The organism is Roseicyclus sediminis (assembly GCF_025515305.1).
Classification (GTDB): Bacteria; Pseudomonadota; Alphaproteobacteria; order Rhodobacterales; family Rhodobacteraceae; genus Roseibacterium; species Roseibacterium sediminis.
Genome location: NZ_JAOPHT010000002.1, coordinates 223386 through 238291, shown reverse-complemented (window position 1 = coordinate 238291; position 14906 = coordinate 223386). Strand labels below are relative to the sequence as shown.

The following is a 14906-nucleotide window of genomic DNA, read 5'->3' as shown; positions in this document are numbered from 1 at the left end:
GGCTCAGGCGAACATCGCCCTCAGATCCACGCTCGAGGACACGCCGATCGCATCGAAATGCGCCTCGAGAAACGCGTCGGTCGCGGTCCGGCCCGCCTCGCGCAACTGGTGCAGCACCTGCGGCACGGCGACGATCTTGGTCGCGACCGACAATTGCCGCATCAGCGCGTCGTCGGCGATCATGTGCACCCGCACGCGCTTCATCGCGCCGTCCTCCAGCCTGCCGTCGTCAAGCAGCCGCTGCACGAAGTCGATCGCCCGCAACTCGCGCAGGAGCGAGGAATTGAAGCTGATCTCGTTGATGCGGTTCTGGATCGCGCGGGCCGAGACCGGAACCTCCTCGCGGTGGAGCGGATTGATGTTCACCACCAGAATGTCGGCCGGAAGCTCCCCCGCGAACAGCGGGAAAAGCGCCGGGTTGCCGGTATATCCGCCATCCCAGTAGGCCTCGCGCGTGCCGGTCTCGGGATCGTCGATCTCCACCGCGCGGAACAGCGTCGGCAGGCAGGCCGAGGCCATGATCGCGTCCGGCCCGATCTCGTCCCCGGTGAAGACGCGGATCTTTCCGGTGCGTACGTTCGTCGCGCAGATGTGGAAGGCGGGTCCGGGATCGCCGCAGACATGGTCGTAGCTGAACCGCTCCACGATCCGTTGCAGGGGGTTGCGGTAGAACGGGCCACTCGCATAGGGGCTGACAAGGCGCGCGACCCCGTCGCCGAGGGCGAAGGGCAGCGAGGCCTCGATCGCGGCGCTGACCGCGACAGGCGCCACCGCGTCGAGCCAGGGCGCCATGCGCGGATCGGTGATCGCGCCCACCTGCTCCCAGAGCCAGGCGAGGTTCTCGCGCGCCGCCTCCCGGCTGCCGCGCGCGAGCCCGGCCTTCAGCGCCGCGCCGTTCAACGCGCCGGCGGAGGTCCCGGTGACCGCCGCGATCTCGATATCGGGCACCTCCAGGAGCCGGTCGAGCACACCCCAGGTGAAGGCGCCATGCGCGCCGCCGCCCTGCAACGCCAGGTTGATCGACTTCGGTCCGGTCATCGCGCGCGCGCCTCCTGCTTCATCCTGGCAAAAAACTCCGGGGGGAGCGCCGCAGGCGCCGGGGGGCAGCGCCCCCCGCGACCGGTCCCGCCGCTCAAAGCGCGGTCCAGCCTCCGTCCACGCTGATCGTCGTGCCGGTGATCTGCGCCGCCGCGTCCGAGCACAGGAACACGGTCGTGCCCCCCAACTGCTCGACCGTGGCGAAGTCCTTCGAGGGCTGGCGCGCCAGCATCACCTCGCGCACGACCGTGTCGCGGTCCATTCCATGGGCCTTCATCTGGTCGGGGATCTGCGCCTCGACGAGCGGCGTCAGAACGTAGCCCGGACAGATGGCGTTGGCCGTGATCGGCTCCTCCGCCGTCTCCAGCGCCGTGGTCTTCGTCAGTCCGACGATCCCGTGCTTGGCCGCGATATAGGCGGACTTGTAGGGCGATGCGGTCAGGCCGTGTGCGCTCGCGATGTTGACCACGCGGCCCCATCCGGCCGCGCGCATCATCGGCAGCGCGGCGGCCGTGGTGTGGAAGGCCGAGGAAAGGTTGATCGCGATGATCGCGTCCCATTTCTCGATCGGGAAATCGGGGATGGCCGCGACGTGCTGGATGCCCGCGTTGTTCACGAGAATGTCGCAGGCGCCCGCCTCTTCGATCAGCTGCCGGCACTCGGCCCCCTTCGACATGTCGGCCTTGATGTAACGCGCGCCGACGCCGCAGACATCGGCGATCTCCTCGGCGAGGGCGTGGTCCTCCTTGCGGTCGGTGAAGGAGTTGAGAACCACGTTCGCGCCCGCCTTCGCCAGTTCCCGCGCGATCCCCAGGCCGATGCCGGAGTTCGAGCCGGTGATGACCGCGGTCTTGCCGGACAGATCGGTGGTGATGGCCATGGATGTCGTTTCCTCACTGGTGTCGCCTTCGGCGCGACCCTAATGCTGCAGCTGCGAAATGAACAGTCCGGACAGGGCGCGGCGCGGGCTTTGGCCGGGGCGACGCCCGAGGGCAGGGGGCCGCGTTCCCTGGCAGGGAAAACCGGGTGCTTGTCGGAGGCCCTTGCGATTCCGCCAAAAAAAACGCCGGCACAAGGCCGGCGTTCAGTTATTGAGGCAGGTTTCATACAGGCAAGAAACCTATCGAGCAGTGCCCCCTTTATAAGCAATGACTTGCCGCGTGTCCAACCGAAAAGTTGCATTGCCTGCAAAAGCGCGGATAGCGTCGGTTCACCAAGGAAAACGCTGGCCCGGGAGGATTGTTCGCAAATGCCCACGGATTGTTTCATCAAGACCGCGGGGGCAGGCGCAAGCCGGGCCGGGCGGGCGATCGCGGCCGCTCTGACGGCGATCGTGTTGACGGCGGGACAAGGTCTGGCCCAACCGGCGCATGGGATCGCAATGTATGGCGAGCCGGCGCTCCCGCCGGACTTCACGCATCTGCCCTTCGTCAATCCCGACGCGCCCACCGGCGGGCGCATCGTGACCGGCGAGGTTGGCTCCTTCGACAGCCTCAATCCCCACATCCGCCAGGGCTCCGTGCCCTGGCAACTCCGTTTCCTCGCGTACGAATCCCTCATGGGCCGGTCCTGGGACGAGCCCTTCACGCTTTACGGTCTCCTCGCCGAATCGGTGGAGGTCGATCCGAATCACATGTGGGTGGAATTCACCCTTCGCCCCGAGGCCCGCTTTTCCGACGGCAGCCCGGTCACGGTCGAGGACGTGATCTGGTCCTACGAGACGCTCGGGACGGAGGGGCATCCGCGCTACCTGAACGCCTGGACGCGCGTCGCCTCCATCGAGGCCACGGGCGAGCGGTCGGTCCGCATCACCTTCACCGAGGCCGACCGGGAGCTTGCGCTGATCATGGGGCTGCGGCCCATTCTCAAGGCGTCGCAATGGGAGGGTGTCGAGTTCGCCGAAAGCGGGTTCGACGTGATCCCCATCGCCTCGGCGCCTTACGTGATCGACGATTACGAGGCCGGCCGCTTCGTCTCGCTCCGGCGCGATCCCGACTACTGGGGCGCGGACCTGCCGTTCCGGCGCGGCACCAACAACATCGACGAAGTCCGGATGGAGTTCTTCGCCGACGGAACCGCCATGTTCGAGGCCTTCACCAGCGGCATCCTGACCACGATCCGCGAAACGAACGCCGCCGACTGGGCCACGCGCTACGACTTTCCGCGCGTGCGGTCGGGCGAGGTGGTGCTGTCCGAGGTTCCGCATCAGAGGCCCTCGGGCATCACCGGTCTCGTCATGAACACCCGCCGCGACGCCTTCTCGGACTGGCGCGTGCGCGAGGCGATGATCCAGGCCTTCAACTTCGAGTTCGTCAACCAGACGCTGAATGGCGGGATCGAACCCCGGATCACCTCCTACTTCTCGAACTCGCCGCTCGGCATGCGGCCCGGACCCGCCGAGGGCAGGGTGGCCGAATTCCTCGCGCCCTTCGCCGAAGATCTCCTGCCCGGCGCGATGGAAGGCTACGTCCTGCCCGTTTCGGACGGGTCCGAGCGCAACCGCGCGGGCATCGCCGAGGCGCTGAGGTTGATGGAGGAGGCGGGCTATACCGTTCGGGAGGGCGTCATGACGGGCCCCGACGGCGAACCCTTCACCTTCGAGATCCTGCTTCAGACCGGGTCCTCGGAAAACGACGCCATCGTGAACATCTATGTCGAGGCGCTGGACCGGCTCGGGGTCTCGGTGCGGGTCACGAACGTCGATTCCGCCCAGTACCGGGAACGGACCGACGCCTTCGACTTCGACATGACCTACTACACCCGTGGCCTCTCGCTCAGCCCCGGCAACGAACAGCGGCTCTACTGGGGCTGCGACATGGTCGAGACGCCGGGATCGCGCAATCTCATGGGCGCCTGCCATCCGGCCATCGAGGCCATGGTCGACCGGATGCTGACCTCCGAAAGCCAGGACGACTACCTCGCCGCCGTCCGCGCGCTCGACCGGATCCTGATCTCCGAGCGCTACGTCGTGCCGTTCTGGTACAACCCCATTGCGCGGATCGCCCACAATGCCGAGCTGCGCTACCCCGATGTCATCCCGATCTACGGCGACTGGATCGGCTGGCAGCCGGACGTCTGGTGGGTCGAAGAGTAGCGGCGTCGGCCGCGGCACGCCGCATCCCCCACGTTACGCCCACCCCCGCGCGCAGGGTGGGCGTTCCCCCCTCCTGACCCCGCGTGGCCGGAAAACGGCACGACTGCAGGTCGCTTCCCGGCGCGACGGTCTTCCGCGTCCCGGCCCAGATGGACCTGTTTGAAGGTCAGGGACGACAGGGCGGGCAAGGGCACATGCGTTACGGAACCGGTGTCGCCCTCGTCTCGGTCGCGGCCATCCTGTGGTCGCTGCAGGGCCTCGTCTTCCGCCAGATCGAGGAGGCGAGCCCCTGGGCGATCCTCTTCTGGCGCTCGGTCGGCATGATGCCGGTCCTTCTGGCCTTTCTCGCGTGGCGGGGGCGGGGGCGCGTCCTGCCCGGCATAAAGCGCGCAGGCCTCGCGGGGGTTCTCGGCGGGCTCGGCCTCGTGGCGGCCTTCGGCGGTGCCGTCTACGCCATCCAGGTCACGACGATCGCCAATGCCGTTTTCATGTTCGCCGCGACCCCCTTCCTGACCGCGCTCGCCGGGTGGGCCATCCTGGGCGAGCGGGTGGGCGCGAAGACCTGGCTTTCCATCGCCATCGCCGTCGCCGGCATCTACGTGATGATGCGGGGCGGGCTGGCCAACGGGGTCCTGGCGGGAAATATCGCGGCCCTCATCAGCGCCGCGGGCTTCGCCGCCTTCACCGTGTCGCTGCGATGGCGCGCCATTGCCGACACGCTGCCCACCGTGCTGCTCGGCGGCCTCTTCGCCATCGCGGGGGCAGGAGCCATGACCGCCGTTTCGGGCGGGTCGCTCGCCGTGCCGGTGCCCGACGCGCTCTGGGCGATGGGCATGGGCGCGGTCCTGCTTTCGGGCGGCATGGTGCTCTTCACGCTTGGCAGCCGGGTGGTTCCCGCCGCCGACCTTGCGCTTCTGACCATGATCGAGGTGATGCTGGCGCCGATGTGGGTCTGGCTCGCACTCGGCGAAACGGCGAGCCGCGCGACACTCATGGGCGGGATATTCATCCTCGGCGCGCTGGCGATCAACGGGCTCTGGGGCGGAAGGAGGAGGGTGTCCCCGGCCTGAGGACGGGGCGCCTATTCCGCCGCTTCCGGCACCTTGTCTTCCAGCGCCTTCTTCGCCTCCTCGCCATTGGGATAGACGAGGCCCGCCGAGATGATCAGCTTGGCCGCATCCTCCACCGTCATGTCGAGCACGATCACGTCCTTGCGGGGGATGAAGAGAAGAAAGCCCGAGGTCGGGTTGGGCGTTGTCGGCAGAAAGACCGAGACCATGTCCTCGGGTCCGTGCCGGCGCGCGATCTCGCCCTTGGCGCTGGCCGAGATGAAGGCGATGGCCCAGATCCCCTTGCGCGGGTATTCCACCAGGCAGGCCTTGTCGAAATTCTGCTCGCCCTGGCTCAGCACCGTCTCGACGATCTGCTTCAGCCCCGAATAGAGGCTGCGCACCACCGGGATGGACAGCACGAGGCTTTCCGCCCAAAGGATCAGAGACCGCCCGATCAGGCCCTTGGCGACCCAGCCGACCAGGATCGTGAACAACAGGAACGTCACCACGCCGATGCCGCGGATGTTTACCTCGATCCCGGTGAGGTCGCGGATCAGGATGGCGGGGTTGTAGGCGTTGGGGATAAGCGGCAGCACCCAGCTGTCGATCCAGCCCGTGAGCGTCCAGATCAGCCAGATCGTCACGCCGATGGGCGCAATGACGACGAGTCCGGCGAAGAAACTCGACCGGAGCCCGGCGAAAAAGCCGCGTTTCGGGGGCGGGGGCGTCTCGGGCAGTTGCATGATGTCTGGTGTCGGAGGCCTGTCGCCCTTTATCTAGGCGGTGTCCAGCGGCCGCACAAGCGCGCCGCGCATCCCTCCGCCTCAGCCGGAGGCCAAAGCGCGTGCAATATGCGCCGCAAGCCGCGCATTGTTCAGAACGAGGGCGATATTGGCCTCGAGCGTTCGGCCCTCGCTCAATTCGAAAAGACGCTGCAGGAGGAAGGGCGTCACCTTCTTGCCGGCGATCCCGCGCGCCTCGGCCTCCCGCTGCGCCTGCGCGATCAGCGGGGCAAGCACGTCCGCCGGTATCTCGGCCTCGCGCGGGATCGGGTTGGCCACGAGCTGCCCGCCCGGCAGGCCGAGCCCGCGCCGGGCCTTGTGCGCCGCCGCGATCCCGGCGGCATCGTCGAGCCGCAGCGGTGCCGCGAGACCGCTGTCGCGCGACCAGAAGGCCGGGAAGGCGTCCTGCCCGACCGCGATGACCGGCACGCCGAGCGTCTCGAGAACCTCGAGCGTCTTGGGCAGATCGAGGATCGCCTTGGCGCCCGCCGCGACCACGGTAACGGGGGTCGCGGCCAGCTCCTGCAGGTCGGCGGAAATATCGAAACTCTCCTCCGCGCCGCGATGGACGCCGCCGATCCCGCCGGTCGCGAAGACGCCGATCCCCGCGAGATGCGCGCAGATCATCGTCGCGGCCACGGTCGTCGCGCCGGTATGCCCCGTGGAGAGGCACACGGCCAGATCCGCGCGGCTGAGCTTCGCGACACCCTCCGCCTGCGCCAGCCGCTCGAGGTCCTGGGCCTCCAGTCCGGCGCGGATCCGCCCCCCCATCACGGCGATCGTCGCGGGCACGGCGCCCTCTGCACGCACCGCCGCCTCCACCGCCCGCGCGGTCTCGAGGTTTCGCGGCCAGGGCATCCCATGGGTGATGATCGTGCTTTCCAGCGCCACGACCGGCGCACCATCGGCCAGCGCGCGCGCGACCTCCGCCGAAGGATCCACCAAGTCGTGCATGTCTCTTACCCCGCCACGTAGTCGGCAGCGGCCTGCGCCGCGGCGTCGAGGGCCGCCGCCCGGCCAAGGCCACCGAGTTCCGCCGCGATATGCGCGGCCATGAATGTGTCCCCCGCACCCGTGATGCGCCGCGCGACGACGGCGGGCGGCAAGGCGCGGTGCAGGCCGTCGGCATCGGCCTCGACGGCCTCGCCGCTGCCGTTCGTCACCACGACGCGGCGCGCGCCGAGCCGCCGCAACGCGTCCGCGCCCGCGCAGGCATCGGCGCAGGGCAGCCCGGCGATCAGCGCCGCTTCCTCGCGGTTGACGTAAAGCGTGGCGCGCGGATGCCCCAGAAGCGGGCGCAGCCGCTCGGCCTTGCCGGGGCTCGCGGGAACCAGGCGCAGGTCGGCTGCGGCGAAAACCGGGCTGCGGGCGATCTCGGCCAGAAGGTCCTCGGTCAGATTTCCGTCGATGGCGATGGCCCCGCGATAGGGCGCCTCCGCCGATCCCAGACGCCCATCGGCCAGGGGCGCGAGGATGCGCGCGCCCGCCGCCTCAAGCGAATGCGCGTCCGCGATGGCCGCGACCAGTTCTCCCGCGCCCTCGATCGCCATGTAGATGTCGGTGGGAAGCCCCTGATCGACGAGCACATGCTCGGTCACGAGGCCCATCCGCCCGCATTCGGCCAGCAGGTCGCGCCCCTCGGGGTCGTCGCCCACGACCGTCAGGAGCGCGGGCGTCAGGTCGAACCGCCGGAGCGTCATCGCCACGTTCAGCGCGACGCCCCCCGGCAGCCGCGTGATCCGGCCCGGACGGTCGTTGCCCGCGACCATCGGCGCGGCAGAGCGGCCGATCACGTCCCACAGGACCGACCCGATGCAGAGGATATCCGGTTTCGCACTCATCGCCCGACCTCTAGCTGCCCGCGCGCGCCCCGTCCACGGCCAAGCGCCCGTCCTTCATCCGTCCTTCATCCTGGCAAAAAACTCCGGGGGAGCGCCGCAAGGCGCGGGGGCAGAGCCCCCTCGACCGCGCTGCGAGGGGCAGGGGGCTTGCCATTGCCGCCAATACCCCTTAACTGCGCGCTCACTTCACAGGCGGAGGCGGGCCGGCGGCGGGAGACATCCCCGTTCGGTCCACCGGTTGGGCGAATGCCCTATCCTCCGTCCCAGGCGCGAAACCGGAAAGGATTTGGACATGGCGCTCCCCGATTTCTCCATGCGTCAGCTGCTTGAAGCTGGCGTTCACTTCGGTCACCAGACGCAGCGGTGGAACCCGCGGATGGCCCCGTACATCTACGGCGACCGCAACGGCATCCACATCATCGATCTGACCCAGACGGTCGAACTGCTCGACCAGGCGCTCAGCGTCGTGCGCGAGACCGTGGCCAAGGGCGGCCGCATCCTTTTCGTCGGCACCAAGCGCCAGGCGCAGAAGCCGATCGCCGACGCCGCCGAGCGGTGCGCGCAGTACTACATGAACCACCGCTGGCTGGGCGGCACGCTCACCAACTGGAAGACGGTGTCGAACTCGATCAGTCGCCTCAAGCAGATCGACGAGCAGTTCGCCGTCGGCCTCGAAGGCCTGACGAAGAAGGAACGCCTCGGCATGGAGCGTGACCAGGCGAAGCTTCAGGCCTCGCTCGGCGGCATCCGCGAGATGGGCGGCCTTCCCGACCTTCTCTTCGTGATCGACGTGAACAAGGAAGACCTCGCCATCCTCGAGGCCAAGAAGCTCGGCATCCCCGTCGTGGCCGTGGTCGACACCAACTGCTCGCCCGATGGCGTGGACTACATGATCCCGGGCAATGACGATGCCGCACGCGCCATCGCGCTCTATTGCGACCTCGTCAGCCGCGCGGCGCTGGACGGCATGTCGGCACAGCTCGAAACGGCGGGTGTCGATCTCGGCTCGCTCGAGGAAGGCACCGTCGAGGAAGCGCTCGCAGGCGAGGCGGCCGAGCCCGAAGCCGAGGCATCCGCCGAGGCATCCGGCGCCGAGGCCTGAGGCCGCGGCACCGTTCCGTCACGGACATGACATGTGCGCCGGGCCATGATCCGGCGCGCACATCACGGGGGCAGGGGACCAATCCCGGCCCGAGGCAAGACAATCAGGAGACCGAGACCATGGCGATTACCGCTGCAATGGTGAAGGAACTGCGCGAGGCCACCGGCGCAGGCATGATGGACGCCAAGAAGGCGCTGACCGAAACCGACGGCGACATGGAGGCGGCGGTCGACTGGCTGCGCACCAAGGGCCTCGCCAAGGCGGCCAAGAAATCGGGCCGCACCGCTGCCGAGGGCCTCGTGGCCGTCGCCGCCTCGGGCGGCACCGCCGTGGCCGTCGAGGTGAACTCCGAGACCGACTTCGTCGCCAAGAACTCGGAGTTCCAGGGCATGGTCGCGAAGATCGCTGAGGCCGCCCTGTCGGTCGATGGCGTCGAGGGCCTGAAGGCGGCCGAGGTCGATGGCAAGCCCGTCGAAACCGTCCTGACCGACGCCATCGCCAAGATCGGCGAGAACATGTCGTTGCGCCGCATGGCGAAGATCTCGGGCGACAACGTCGTGTCCTACGTTCACAACGCCGCCGCGCCCGGCATGGGCAAGATCGGCGTGCTGGTGACCTTCACCGGCGGTGACGAGGGTTTCGCCCGCCAGGTCGCGATGCACGTGGCAGCCGTGAACCCCGCCGCGTTGAACGAGGCCGAGCTCGACCCCGCGATCATCGACAAGGAGCGGAGCGTCCAGATGGACATCGCCCGCGAGAGCGGCAAGCCCGAGGCAGTGATCGAGAAGATGATCGAAGGCCGGATGAAGAAGTACCTCGCCGAGGTGACGCTTCTGAACCAGCAATTCGTCATCAACCCCGACGTGACCGTTGGCGCCGCCGCGCAGGAAGCCGGCGTCGAGATCACCGGTTTCGTCCGGCTCGAAGTGGGCGAAGGGATCGAGGTCGAGAAGGAAGACTTCGCAGCCGAGGTGGCCAAGGCCGTCAAGGGCTGAACCCCGGACAGCGCACCGGGACCGGTGGCGCGAGGAAATGGCGCGGGGCAGGGTACTGCCTCGCGCTTTTCCTTTATAAGCAATGGCTTACGACAACATCTTGCAGGCGGGAATGCGAGCGGTGACGCCGAGGGACTGGGCATCACCGCTCATGACCCCGACGCGCGGAAAAGGGGACAACCTGCGCGCCGTGGCTGCCTGAAAAGGCCGCGCCGCGGATGAAATCACATCCGCCGGCGCGTCCCCACCCACCCGAACCTGGACGGGCGCCGGATCTCGGAACGGGAACATGCCGTCCTTGACCCGGTGTTCCTGGCAACAATTGCCATCACTCGCGGAACACCTCGAAGGTGCGCCTACGCCGAATTTTTCGGAAGTGGGGATTCCCTTACCTGGGGTCAGTACACCCGATCTAGCGGCTGTCCGAGACCGATCCCGCCAGATGTGGACGCCGCGTTTCAGCCGTTCCGCTGCGGTCCAGACGGAATATCTGGTTCAGGATCGAGGCCTTTCGGACCGCCTGCGCAGTCGTCTCGACGCCAAGAGCATCGCGCGCACCGCGCAGATGCTTTTCCACCGTGGCGACGTTGCGCTCCAGCAGCATCGCGATGTCCTGCATCGTCTTGCCGTCGGCGACGAGTTCAAGCACCTCGGCCTGTCGCGGCGTCAGCAGCCGTTGCTGGCCGCGGGCAGGGAGCTGCAGGATGCACAAATGCGCCACGTGGTTGATGACCTGGAGATCCTCGCCATGCTCGGCCCAGATCGCGTCGGCGTCATCCTGCGTCATGCCCTTGCGGACCGCCATGCCGATCCCGGCATTGGCGTTCTTGATCGCCATCGGAAAACTGATCGTGTAGCCCGCGAGAATGCCATGGCGTTCGTTGAGTTCGCGCATCGCGCGTTCGCCACGCGTCAGCGGTTCGTCCGACATCGCCTCGTAGACCTGGCGCCAGCTGGCCGCGCCGGTGTTCTGGATCGCCCAACGCATCATCACGCCGTCGCGGAACATCCCGCCGCCCACATAGGCCTCGACATAGTCCGAGGGCATGTTCGTCAGAAGCAGCGCATCCTCGGGGTTGTCGTAAAGACCGGCGCCTCGGAACGCGTTGAAAGCATAGAATAAACGGTCGAAGCCGTACTCCGCCATAAGCGCCGTGTGATGCGCCCAGAGGTCGTCGACGTTGTCCATCGCGAGATAGGGCTGAAGGCGATTCACGATCGTGTCTCCGACATGAGCCCGACCATTGCCCTGAGCGCGAGCCCGTAGCCGGCCGCGCCGAACCCCTGGATCACGCCGACCGAAACCGCCGCGATGGTCGAGACGTGCCGGAACGCCTCGCGCGCATGGGTGTTCGAGAGGTGCAGCTCGATGACCTTCAGACCCGTCGCCGCGATCGCGTCGCGCAGCGCGATGGACGTATGCGTGTAGGCACCGGCGTTCAGGATGACACCGTCATGGGTCCGCGCGGCTGCGTGCAGCGCATCCACCAGCGCGCCTTCGTGGTTCGATTGCGCGAAATCCACCGACACGCCCAGTTCGGCGGCCAGAGCGCGGCATTGCTCCTCGATCCCGGCAAGTGTCGTGCTGCCGTAGATGCCGGGCTCGCGGGTCCCGAGCAGATTGAGGTTGGGCCCGTTCAAGACGAGGATGTTCATGTGGCACTGTCCCTTTGAGCGCGCAGTATATGTTCTGTTAATGACTTGGGAAGGGAGAACTGCCGGTTCCGCCGACGAGGTGCGGTGTTGCGTGTCAGAAGTGTCCGCATCGTGGGTGCCCGGATGAAGGTTCTCCATGTTTTCATGGGATTACCGCAACAGGCTGAGGCGCATGAACGGGACTTGAACCCGTCCGGATGCAGCCTCCGCCCATATATATATTTAACATAATCATGATTATAGGCTTTATGGGTGGGCGAACGGCGGGGTCTGCCGGACACCATCAGGCTTCGGGGAAAAGCACGGTGAACGTGCTGCCTACCCCCTTCTCGCTGGCGATCCGCAGCCTGCCGCGATGCCGGTTGACGATGTGCTTCACGATCGCGAGGCCAAGCCCCGTGCCACCCATCGCGCGGCTGCGATGGGTGTCGACCCGGTAGAAGCGTTCGGTCAGCCGCGGAACATGCTGCAGATCGATGCCGTCGCCCATGTCGATGACGTCGACACGGATCACCGTTCCCTTGAGGCTGCCGGTTCCTTCCTCGCGTGACAGGACGATCCGAACCGGCCGATCCGGCCCCCCGTATTTCAGCGCGTTCTCCACGAGGTTCATGAAGACCTGCATCAACTGGTCGCGATCCCCGAGGATCAGCGCCCGCGCCCTTCCGTCGGCGCCCGTGCCAAGACCGACGTGCTCCAGTTCCAGCGTGTTGCCGTTCTCCTCGGCGGCCGGACGCATCGCCGCCCGCACACCGTCGAGCACGGCGCAGAGATCGACCAGGTCGGAGGGCCGCATCCGTTCGGCCGCCTCCACCCGGCTCAGCGACAGGAGATCGGAGACAAGCCGGTTCATCCGCCGCGCCTCGTCCTCCATGATCGACAGGAACCGGTCGCGCGCCGCCGCATCCTCCTTGGCCGGTCCGCGCAGCGTCTCGATGAAGCCCAGCACGGCGGTCAGCGGCGTGCGCAACTCGTGGCTCACGTTGGCCACGAAGTCGCGCCGCATCTCCTCGGCCTCGCGCAGGTGGGTGATATCGGTGAAATGCAGCAGGAGCGGGCGCCGCGTCCCCTGCCCTCCGCCATCATCCGGAAGCGCCGAGATGCGCACGCGGAACTGCGTGCCCCCGGCGCTGTCGGCCAGCTCGAACCGCGCCTCGCCGGGCGCGCCATCGGCCTGCACCGCCTCGATCCGGCCCAGAACCGCCGGCTGCCGCAGCACGGCGGCATAGCTGCGCCCCTGGATCCAGCCGCCCAGCAACGCGCGCGCCGCCGCGTTGGAGGCCGCGATCACCCCGGAGGAATCGAGGTGGAGCATGGGCTCCGGCACGGCCTCGATCACGGTGGTCAGCTGGTTTCCGGTCATCGCTCAGGCCCCGACGGAAAGCTTCATGCGCTCAATTGACCCGATTCTCCCATCCATACAACGCAAGCCGTCGCCGTAATCGTTGCAGCGACAAACTTTCAATTGCGGGTAGCTGGCGTTTTGATATCCTTGCTTCAATTGCGGGTGGAATGGCAGGCCCGACAAGGCACTTCCACGCGTTGAGGGGTGAGAACGACCACCCTGCCGAAAAACAGGGCTGAACCATGATGGACGGCCGCGACAAGAAATTCGCGCCCACAAGATCCGTTGGCGCCGAGGGCGGGGAGACGACTTCCCGCACCGTTCTTGCCGTGGCTCTCGCCCCACAGGCGCTGGAACTGCTTCCGCGTCACGTGCTGGAACCGCAATCCTACATCGCGCGTGTGCGGTACGAGGACCTCGATTCGGTGCGATTCACCGGCTCCCAGGCCCCTGCCCTCGTGCTGTCGCCGCTGCTGACCCCGGTCTTCGACGCGATCGACCTTGCCCGCTATCTCAGCCAGCGCGGCTATCGCGGGCGCTACCTCGCGCTGGTCGATCGCCTGCCCTCGGCCAACCTGATCCGCCGCGAGGTCGAGGCCCAGTCGCCCGATCTCAATTTCGACGTGATCATTCTCGACGGATCTTCTCCGCTCCACTCGCTCTGACGCCGGCGCCCGGTCAGACGGCCGCCAGCGCCTGGTCGAAATCCGATTTCAGCAGGGCGATGTCCTCGATCCCGACCGACACCCGGAAGAACCCGTCGGATATGCCGAGCGCCGCCCGCGCCTCGGGCGTCAGCGCGCGGTGGGACGACGAGGCAGGATGGCTGAGCGTCGTGCCCACATCCCCGAGCGTCGGGGCAAAGGGAAGCTGCGGCGCGGCCTCGACCATGCGGTTCGCCGCCTTCCCGTCGCCACGGATCTCGAAACTCACCATGTTCCCGGTCCGCGCGCCCAGAAGTGCCTCGGCGCGGGCCGCGTCCGGGTGATCGGCCCGCCCGGGATATAGGACGCGCGCGACCTTCGGATGCGCGGCGAGGTGATCGGCCAGCGCCGCGGCGTTTTCCTCGGCACGGTCGTAGCGCAGCGGAAAGGTGTAAAGCCCCCGCTCCGCCAGCCAGCATTCGTAGGGCGAGGGGGTGAAACCGACCGTCACCGAGAAATCGTAGATCGCCTTCGCGATCGCCGGGTCCCGCGCCGCGACATAGCCGAGCGTGACGTCGGAATGCCCGGCGAGAAGCTTCGTGATCGAGTGAATGACGATATCGGCGCCGTGCTCGAAGGGCCGCCAGCCGCGCGGCGTGGTGAAGGTGTTGTCGACCGCCAGCAGAACGCCCGCCTCGCGCGCCACGGCGGCGATCCCCTCCATGTCGGCGACCCTGAGCGTCGGGTTCGACACGACCTCGATCAGGATCATCTTCGTCTCCGGCCGCAGCGCGGCGCGGAAGGCCTCCGCGTCCGTCGGGTCGGCGAGGCTCGTGGCGATGCCGAACCGCGTAAGATCCTGGTGCATCAGACGCAGCGACCGGCCATAAAGCTGGCTGCCCCCGATGACGTGATCCCCTGCCCCGAGCACCCCCATCAGCGCGGCGGTGACGGCGGCCATTCCGGAGCCGGTCACGATGCCACCCGAAGCCCCCTCCATGGCGTCGATCTTCTCGGCCAGGAGCGTCGCGTTCGGGTGCCCCTCGCGGGCGTAGGTATAGCCCTTCTCGCGCCCCTCGTATTGGGCGTGCAGCATGTCGATCGAGGGGGAGGCATAGACCACGGAGGGCTGGATCGGCGTGACCACCGGCCGGCTCACCCCCTCGGTCAGCGGCATCCGCCGCACCAGCGTCCGGGGTCTTTCGTTGCGGCGGTCGTCACTCATCTTCATGTCTCCACTTCTGGGCCTGCTGCTTCCAACAGCCTGCAGTGCGGAGGAAAATCGCCTCCGCTCACATCTTCATCCTGGCAGAAAAACTCCGGGGGTGAGGCCGAAGGCCGAGGGGGCAGCGCCCCC

At 67.5% G+C, this 14906-nt stretch carries 14 protein-coding genes; 5 read left to right on the top strand and 9 right to left on the bottom strand.

The genetic code is table 11. The features are described from left to right. Positions 1 to 3: 3 nt before the first annotated feature. A complete protein-coding gene (locus N8I71_RS03655; protein WP_262876572.1) occupies positions 4 to 1038 on the bottom strand; it encodes a patatin-like phospholipase family protein in 1035 nt (344 codons plus the stop codon). A gap of 94 nt (positions 1039 to 1132) precedes the next feature. Beyond that, on the bottom strand, positions 1133 to 1918 hold the full coding sequence (locus N8I71_RS03650; RefSeq protein ID WP_262876571.1) for a 3-hydroxybutyrate dehydrogenase: 786 nt from the start codon (positions 1916 to 1918) through the stop codon (positions 1133 to 1135). Between the two features lie 369 nt (positions 1919 to 2287). Between N8I71_RS03650 and N8I71_RS03645 the strand changes: the two genes are divergently transcribed. Both N8I71_RS03645 and N8I71_RS03640 read left to right on the top strand, forming a co-directional pair. Then, the gene (locus tag N8I71_RS03645) at positions 2288 to 4132 is read left to right on the top strand and encodes an extracellular solute-binding protein (RefSeq protein ID WP_262876570.1); all 1845 of its coding nucleotides are present in this window, start codon (positions 2288 to 2290) and stop codon (positions 4130 to 4132) included. Positions 4133 to 4326: 194 nt separating this feature from the next. Further along, positions 4327 to 5202: a DMT family transporter gene (locus N8I71_RS03640; RefSeq protein WP_262876569.1), complete on the top strand. Its 876-nt coding sequence runs from the start codon at positions 4327 to 4329 to the stop codon at positions 5200 to 5202. Between the two features lie 11 nt (positions 5203 to 5213). Here the strand turns inward: N8I71_RS03640 and N8I71_RS03635 are convergent, their stop codons facing one another. From N8I71_RS03635 to N8I71_RS03625, 3 genes are all read right to left on the bottom strand, one after another. Further along, positions 5214 to 5927, bottom strand: a complete 714-nt coding sequence (locus N8I71_RS03635; RefSeq protein WP_262876568.1) for a DUF502 domain-containing protein — start codon at positions 5925 to 5927, stop codon at positions 5214 to 5216. 81 nt (positions 5928 to 6008) lie between these two features. Next, the gene (locus tag N8I71_RS03630) at positions 6009 to 6920 is read right to left on the bottom strand and encodes a pseudouridine-5'-phosphate glycosidase (RefSeq protein ID WP_262876567.1); all 912 of its coding nucleotides are present in this window, start codon (positions 6918 to 6920) and stop codon (positions 6009 to 6011) included. Positions 6921 to 6925: 5 nt separating this feature from the next. Then, a complete protein-coding gene (locus tag N8I71_RS03625; protein WP_262876566.1) occupies positions 6926 to 7807 on the bottom strand; it encodes a PfkB family carbohydrate kinase in 882 nt (293 codons plus the stop codon). 292 nt (positions 7808 to 8099) lie between these two features. On the opposite strand from N8I71_RS03625, the gene rpsB reads away from it, so the two are divergent. Next, positions 8100 to 8909, top strand: coding sequence for a 30S ribosomal protein S2 (rpsB, locus tag N8I71_RS03620; RefSeq protein WP_262876565.1), 810 nt, complete (start codon positions 8100 to 8102; stop codon positions 8907 to 8909). A 119-nt stretch (positions 8910 to 9028) separates the two neighbouring features. Beyond that, positions 9029 to 9904, top strand: a complete 876-nt coding sequence (gene tsf, locus N8I71_RS03615) for a translation elongation factor Ts (RefSeq protein WP_262876564.1) — start codon at positions 9029 to 9031, stop codon at positions 9902 to 9904. A 412-nt stretch (positions 9905 to 10316) separates the two neighbouring features. On the opposite strand, the gene N8I71_RS03610 is transcribed toward tsf, so the two are convergent. The 3 genes from N8I71_RS03610 to N8I71_RS03600 form a co-directional block, all read right to left on the bottom strand. Then, positions 10317 to 11120, bottom strand: coding sequence for a helix-turn-helix transcriptional regulator (locus N8I71_RS03610; protein ID WP_262876563.1), 804 nt, complete (start codon positions 11118 to 11120; stop codon positions 10317 to 10319). Continuing rightward, the gene (aroQ, locus tag N8I71_RS03605) at positions 11117 to 11560 is read right to left on the bottom strand and encodes a type II 3-dehydroquinate dehydratase (RefSeq protein WP_262876562.1); all 444 of its coding nucleotides are present in this window, start codon (positions 11558 to 11560) and stop codon (positions 11117 to 11119) included. The genes N8I71_RS03610 and aroQ overlap by 4 nt, the downstream gene beginning before the upstream one ends. 283 nt (positions 11561 to 11843) lie before the next feature. Then, positions 11844 to 12923 (bottom strand): ATP-binding protein, encoded by a 1080-nt coding sequence (locus N8I71_RS03600; protein ID WP_262876561.1) that lies wholly within the window; start codon positions 12921 to 12923, stop codon positions 11844 to 11846. Between the two features lie 227 nt (positions 12924 to 13150). Here N8I71_RS03600 and N8I71_RS03595 point away from each other — a divergent pair, with 227 nt between their 5' ends. Further along, positions 13151 to 13570, top strand: a complete 420-nt coding sequence (locus tag N8I71_RS03595) for a hypothetical protein (RefSeq protein ID WP_262876560.1) — start codon at positions 13151 to 13153, stop codon at positions 13568 to 13570. Between the two features lie 13 nt (positions 13571 to 13583). Here the strand turns inward: N8I71_RS03595 and N8I71_RS03590 are convergent, their stop codons facing one another. After that, positions 13584 to 14774, bottom strand: a complete 1191-nt coding sequence (locus N8I71_RS03590) for a trans-sulfuration enzyme family protein (RefSeq protein ID WP_262876559.1) — start codon at positions 14772 to 14774, stop codon at positions 13584 to 13586. Positions 14775 to 14906: the final 132 nt, after the last annotated feature.

Bases quoted from the DNA above. Each gene is read 5' to 3' on its own strand.
- N8I71_RS03655 (WP_262876572.1), bottom strand. From the start codon at position 1,038: ATGACCGGACCGAAGTCGATCAACCTGGCGTTGCAGGGCGGCGGCGCG.
- N8I71_RS03650 (WP_262876571.1), bottom strand. From the start codon at position 1,918: ATGGCCATCACCACCGATCTGTCCGGCAAGACCGCGGTCATCACCGGC.
- N8I71_RS03645 (WP_262876570.1), top strand. From the start codon at position 2,288: ATGCCCACGGATTGTTTCATCAAGACCGCGGGGGCAGGCGCAAGCCGG.
- N8I71_RS03640 (WP_262876569.1), top strand. From the start codon at position 4,327: ATGCGTTACGGAACCGGTGTCGCCCTCGTCTCGGTCGCGGCCATCCTG.
- N8I71_RS03635 (WP_262876568.1), bottom strand. From the start codon at position 5,927: ATGCAACTGCCCGAGACGCCCCCGCCCCCGAAACGCGGCTTTTTCGCC.
- N8I71_RS03630 (WP_262876567.1), bottom strand. From the start codon at position 6,920: ATGCACGACTTGGTGGATCCTTCGGCGGAGGTCGCGCGCGCGCTGGCC.
- N8I71_RS03625 (WP_262876566.1), bottom strand. From the start codon at position 7,807: ATGAGTGCGAAACCGGATATCCTCTGCATCGGGTCGGTCCTGTGGGAC.
- rpsB (WP_262876565.1), top strand. From the start codon at position 8,100: ATGGCGCTCCCCGATTTCTCCATGCGTCAGCTGCTTGAAGCTGGCGTT.
- tsf (WP_262876564.1), top strand. From the start codon at position 9,029: ATGGCGATTACCGCTGCAATGGTGAAGGAACTGCGCGAGGCCACCGGC.
- aroQ (WP_262876562.1), bottom strand. From the start codon at position 11,560: ATGAACATCCTCGTCTTGAACGGGCCCAACCTCAATCTGCTCGGGACC.
- N8I71_RS03600 (WP_262876561.1), bottom strand. From the start codon at position 12,923: ATGACCGGAAACCAGCTGACCACCGTGATCGAGGCCGTGCCGGAGCCC.
- N8I71_RS03595 (WP_262876560.1), top strand. From the start codon at position 13,151: ATGGACGGCCGCGACAAGAAATTCGCGCCCACAAGATCCGTTGGCGCC.
- N8I71_RS03590 (WP_262876559.1), bottom strand. From the start codon at position 14,774: ATGAGTGACGACCGCCGCAACGAAAGACCCCGGACGCTGGTGCGGCGG.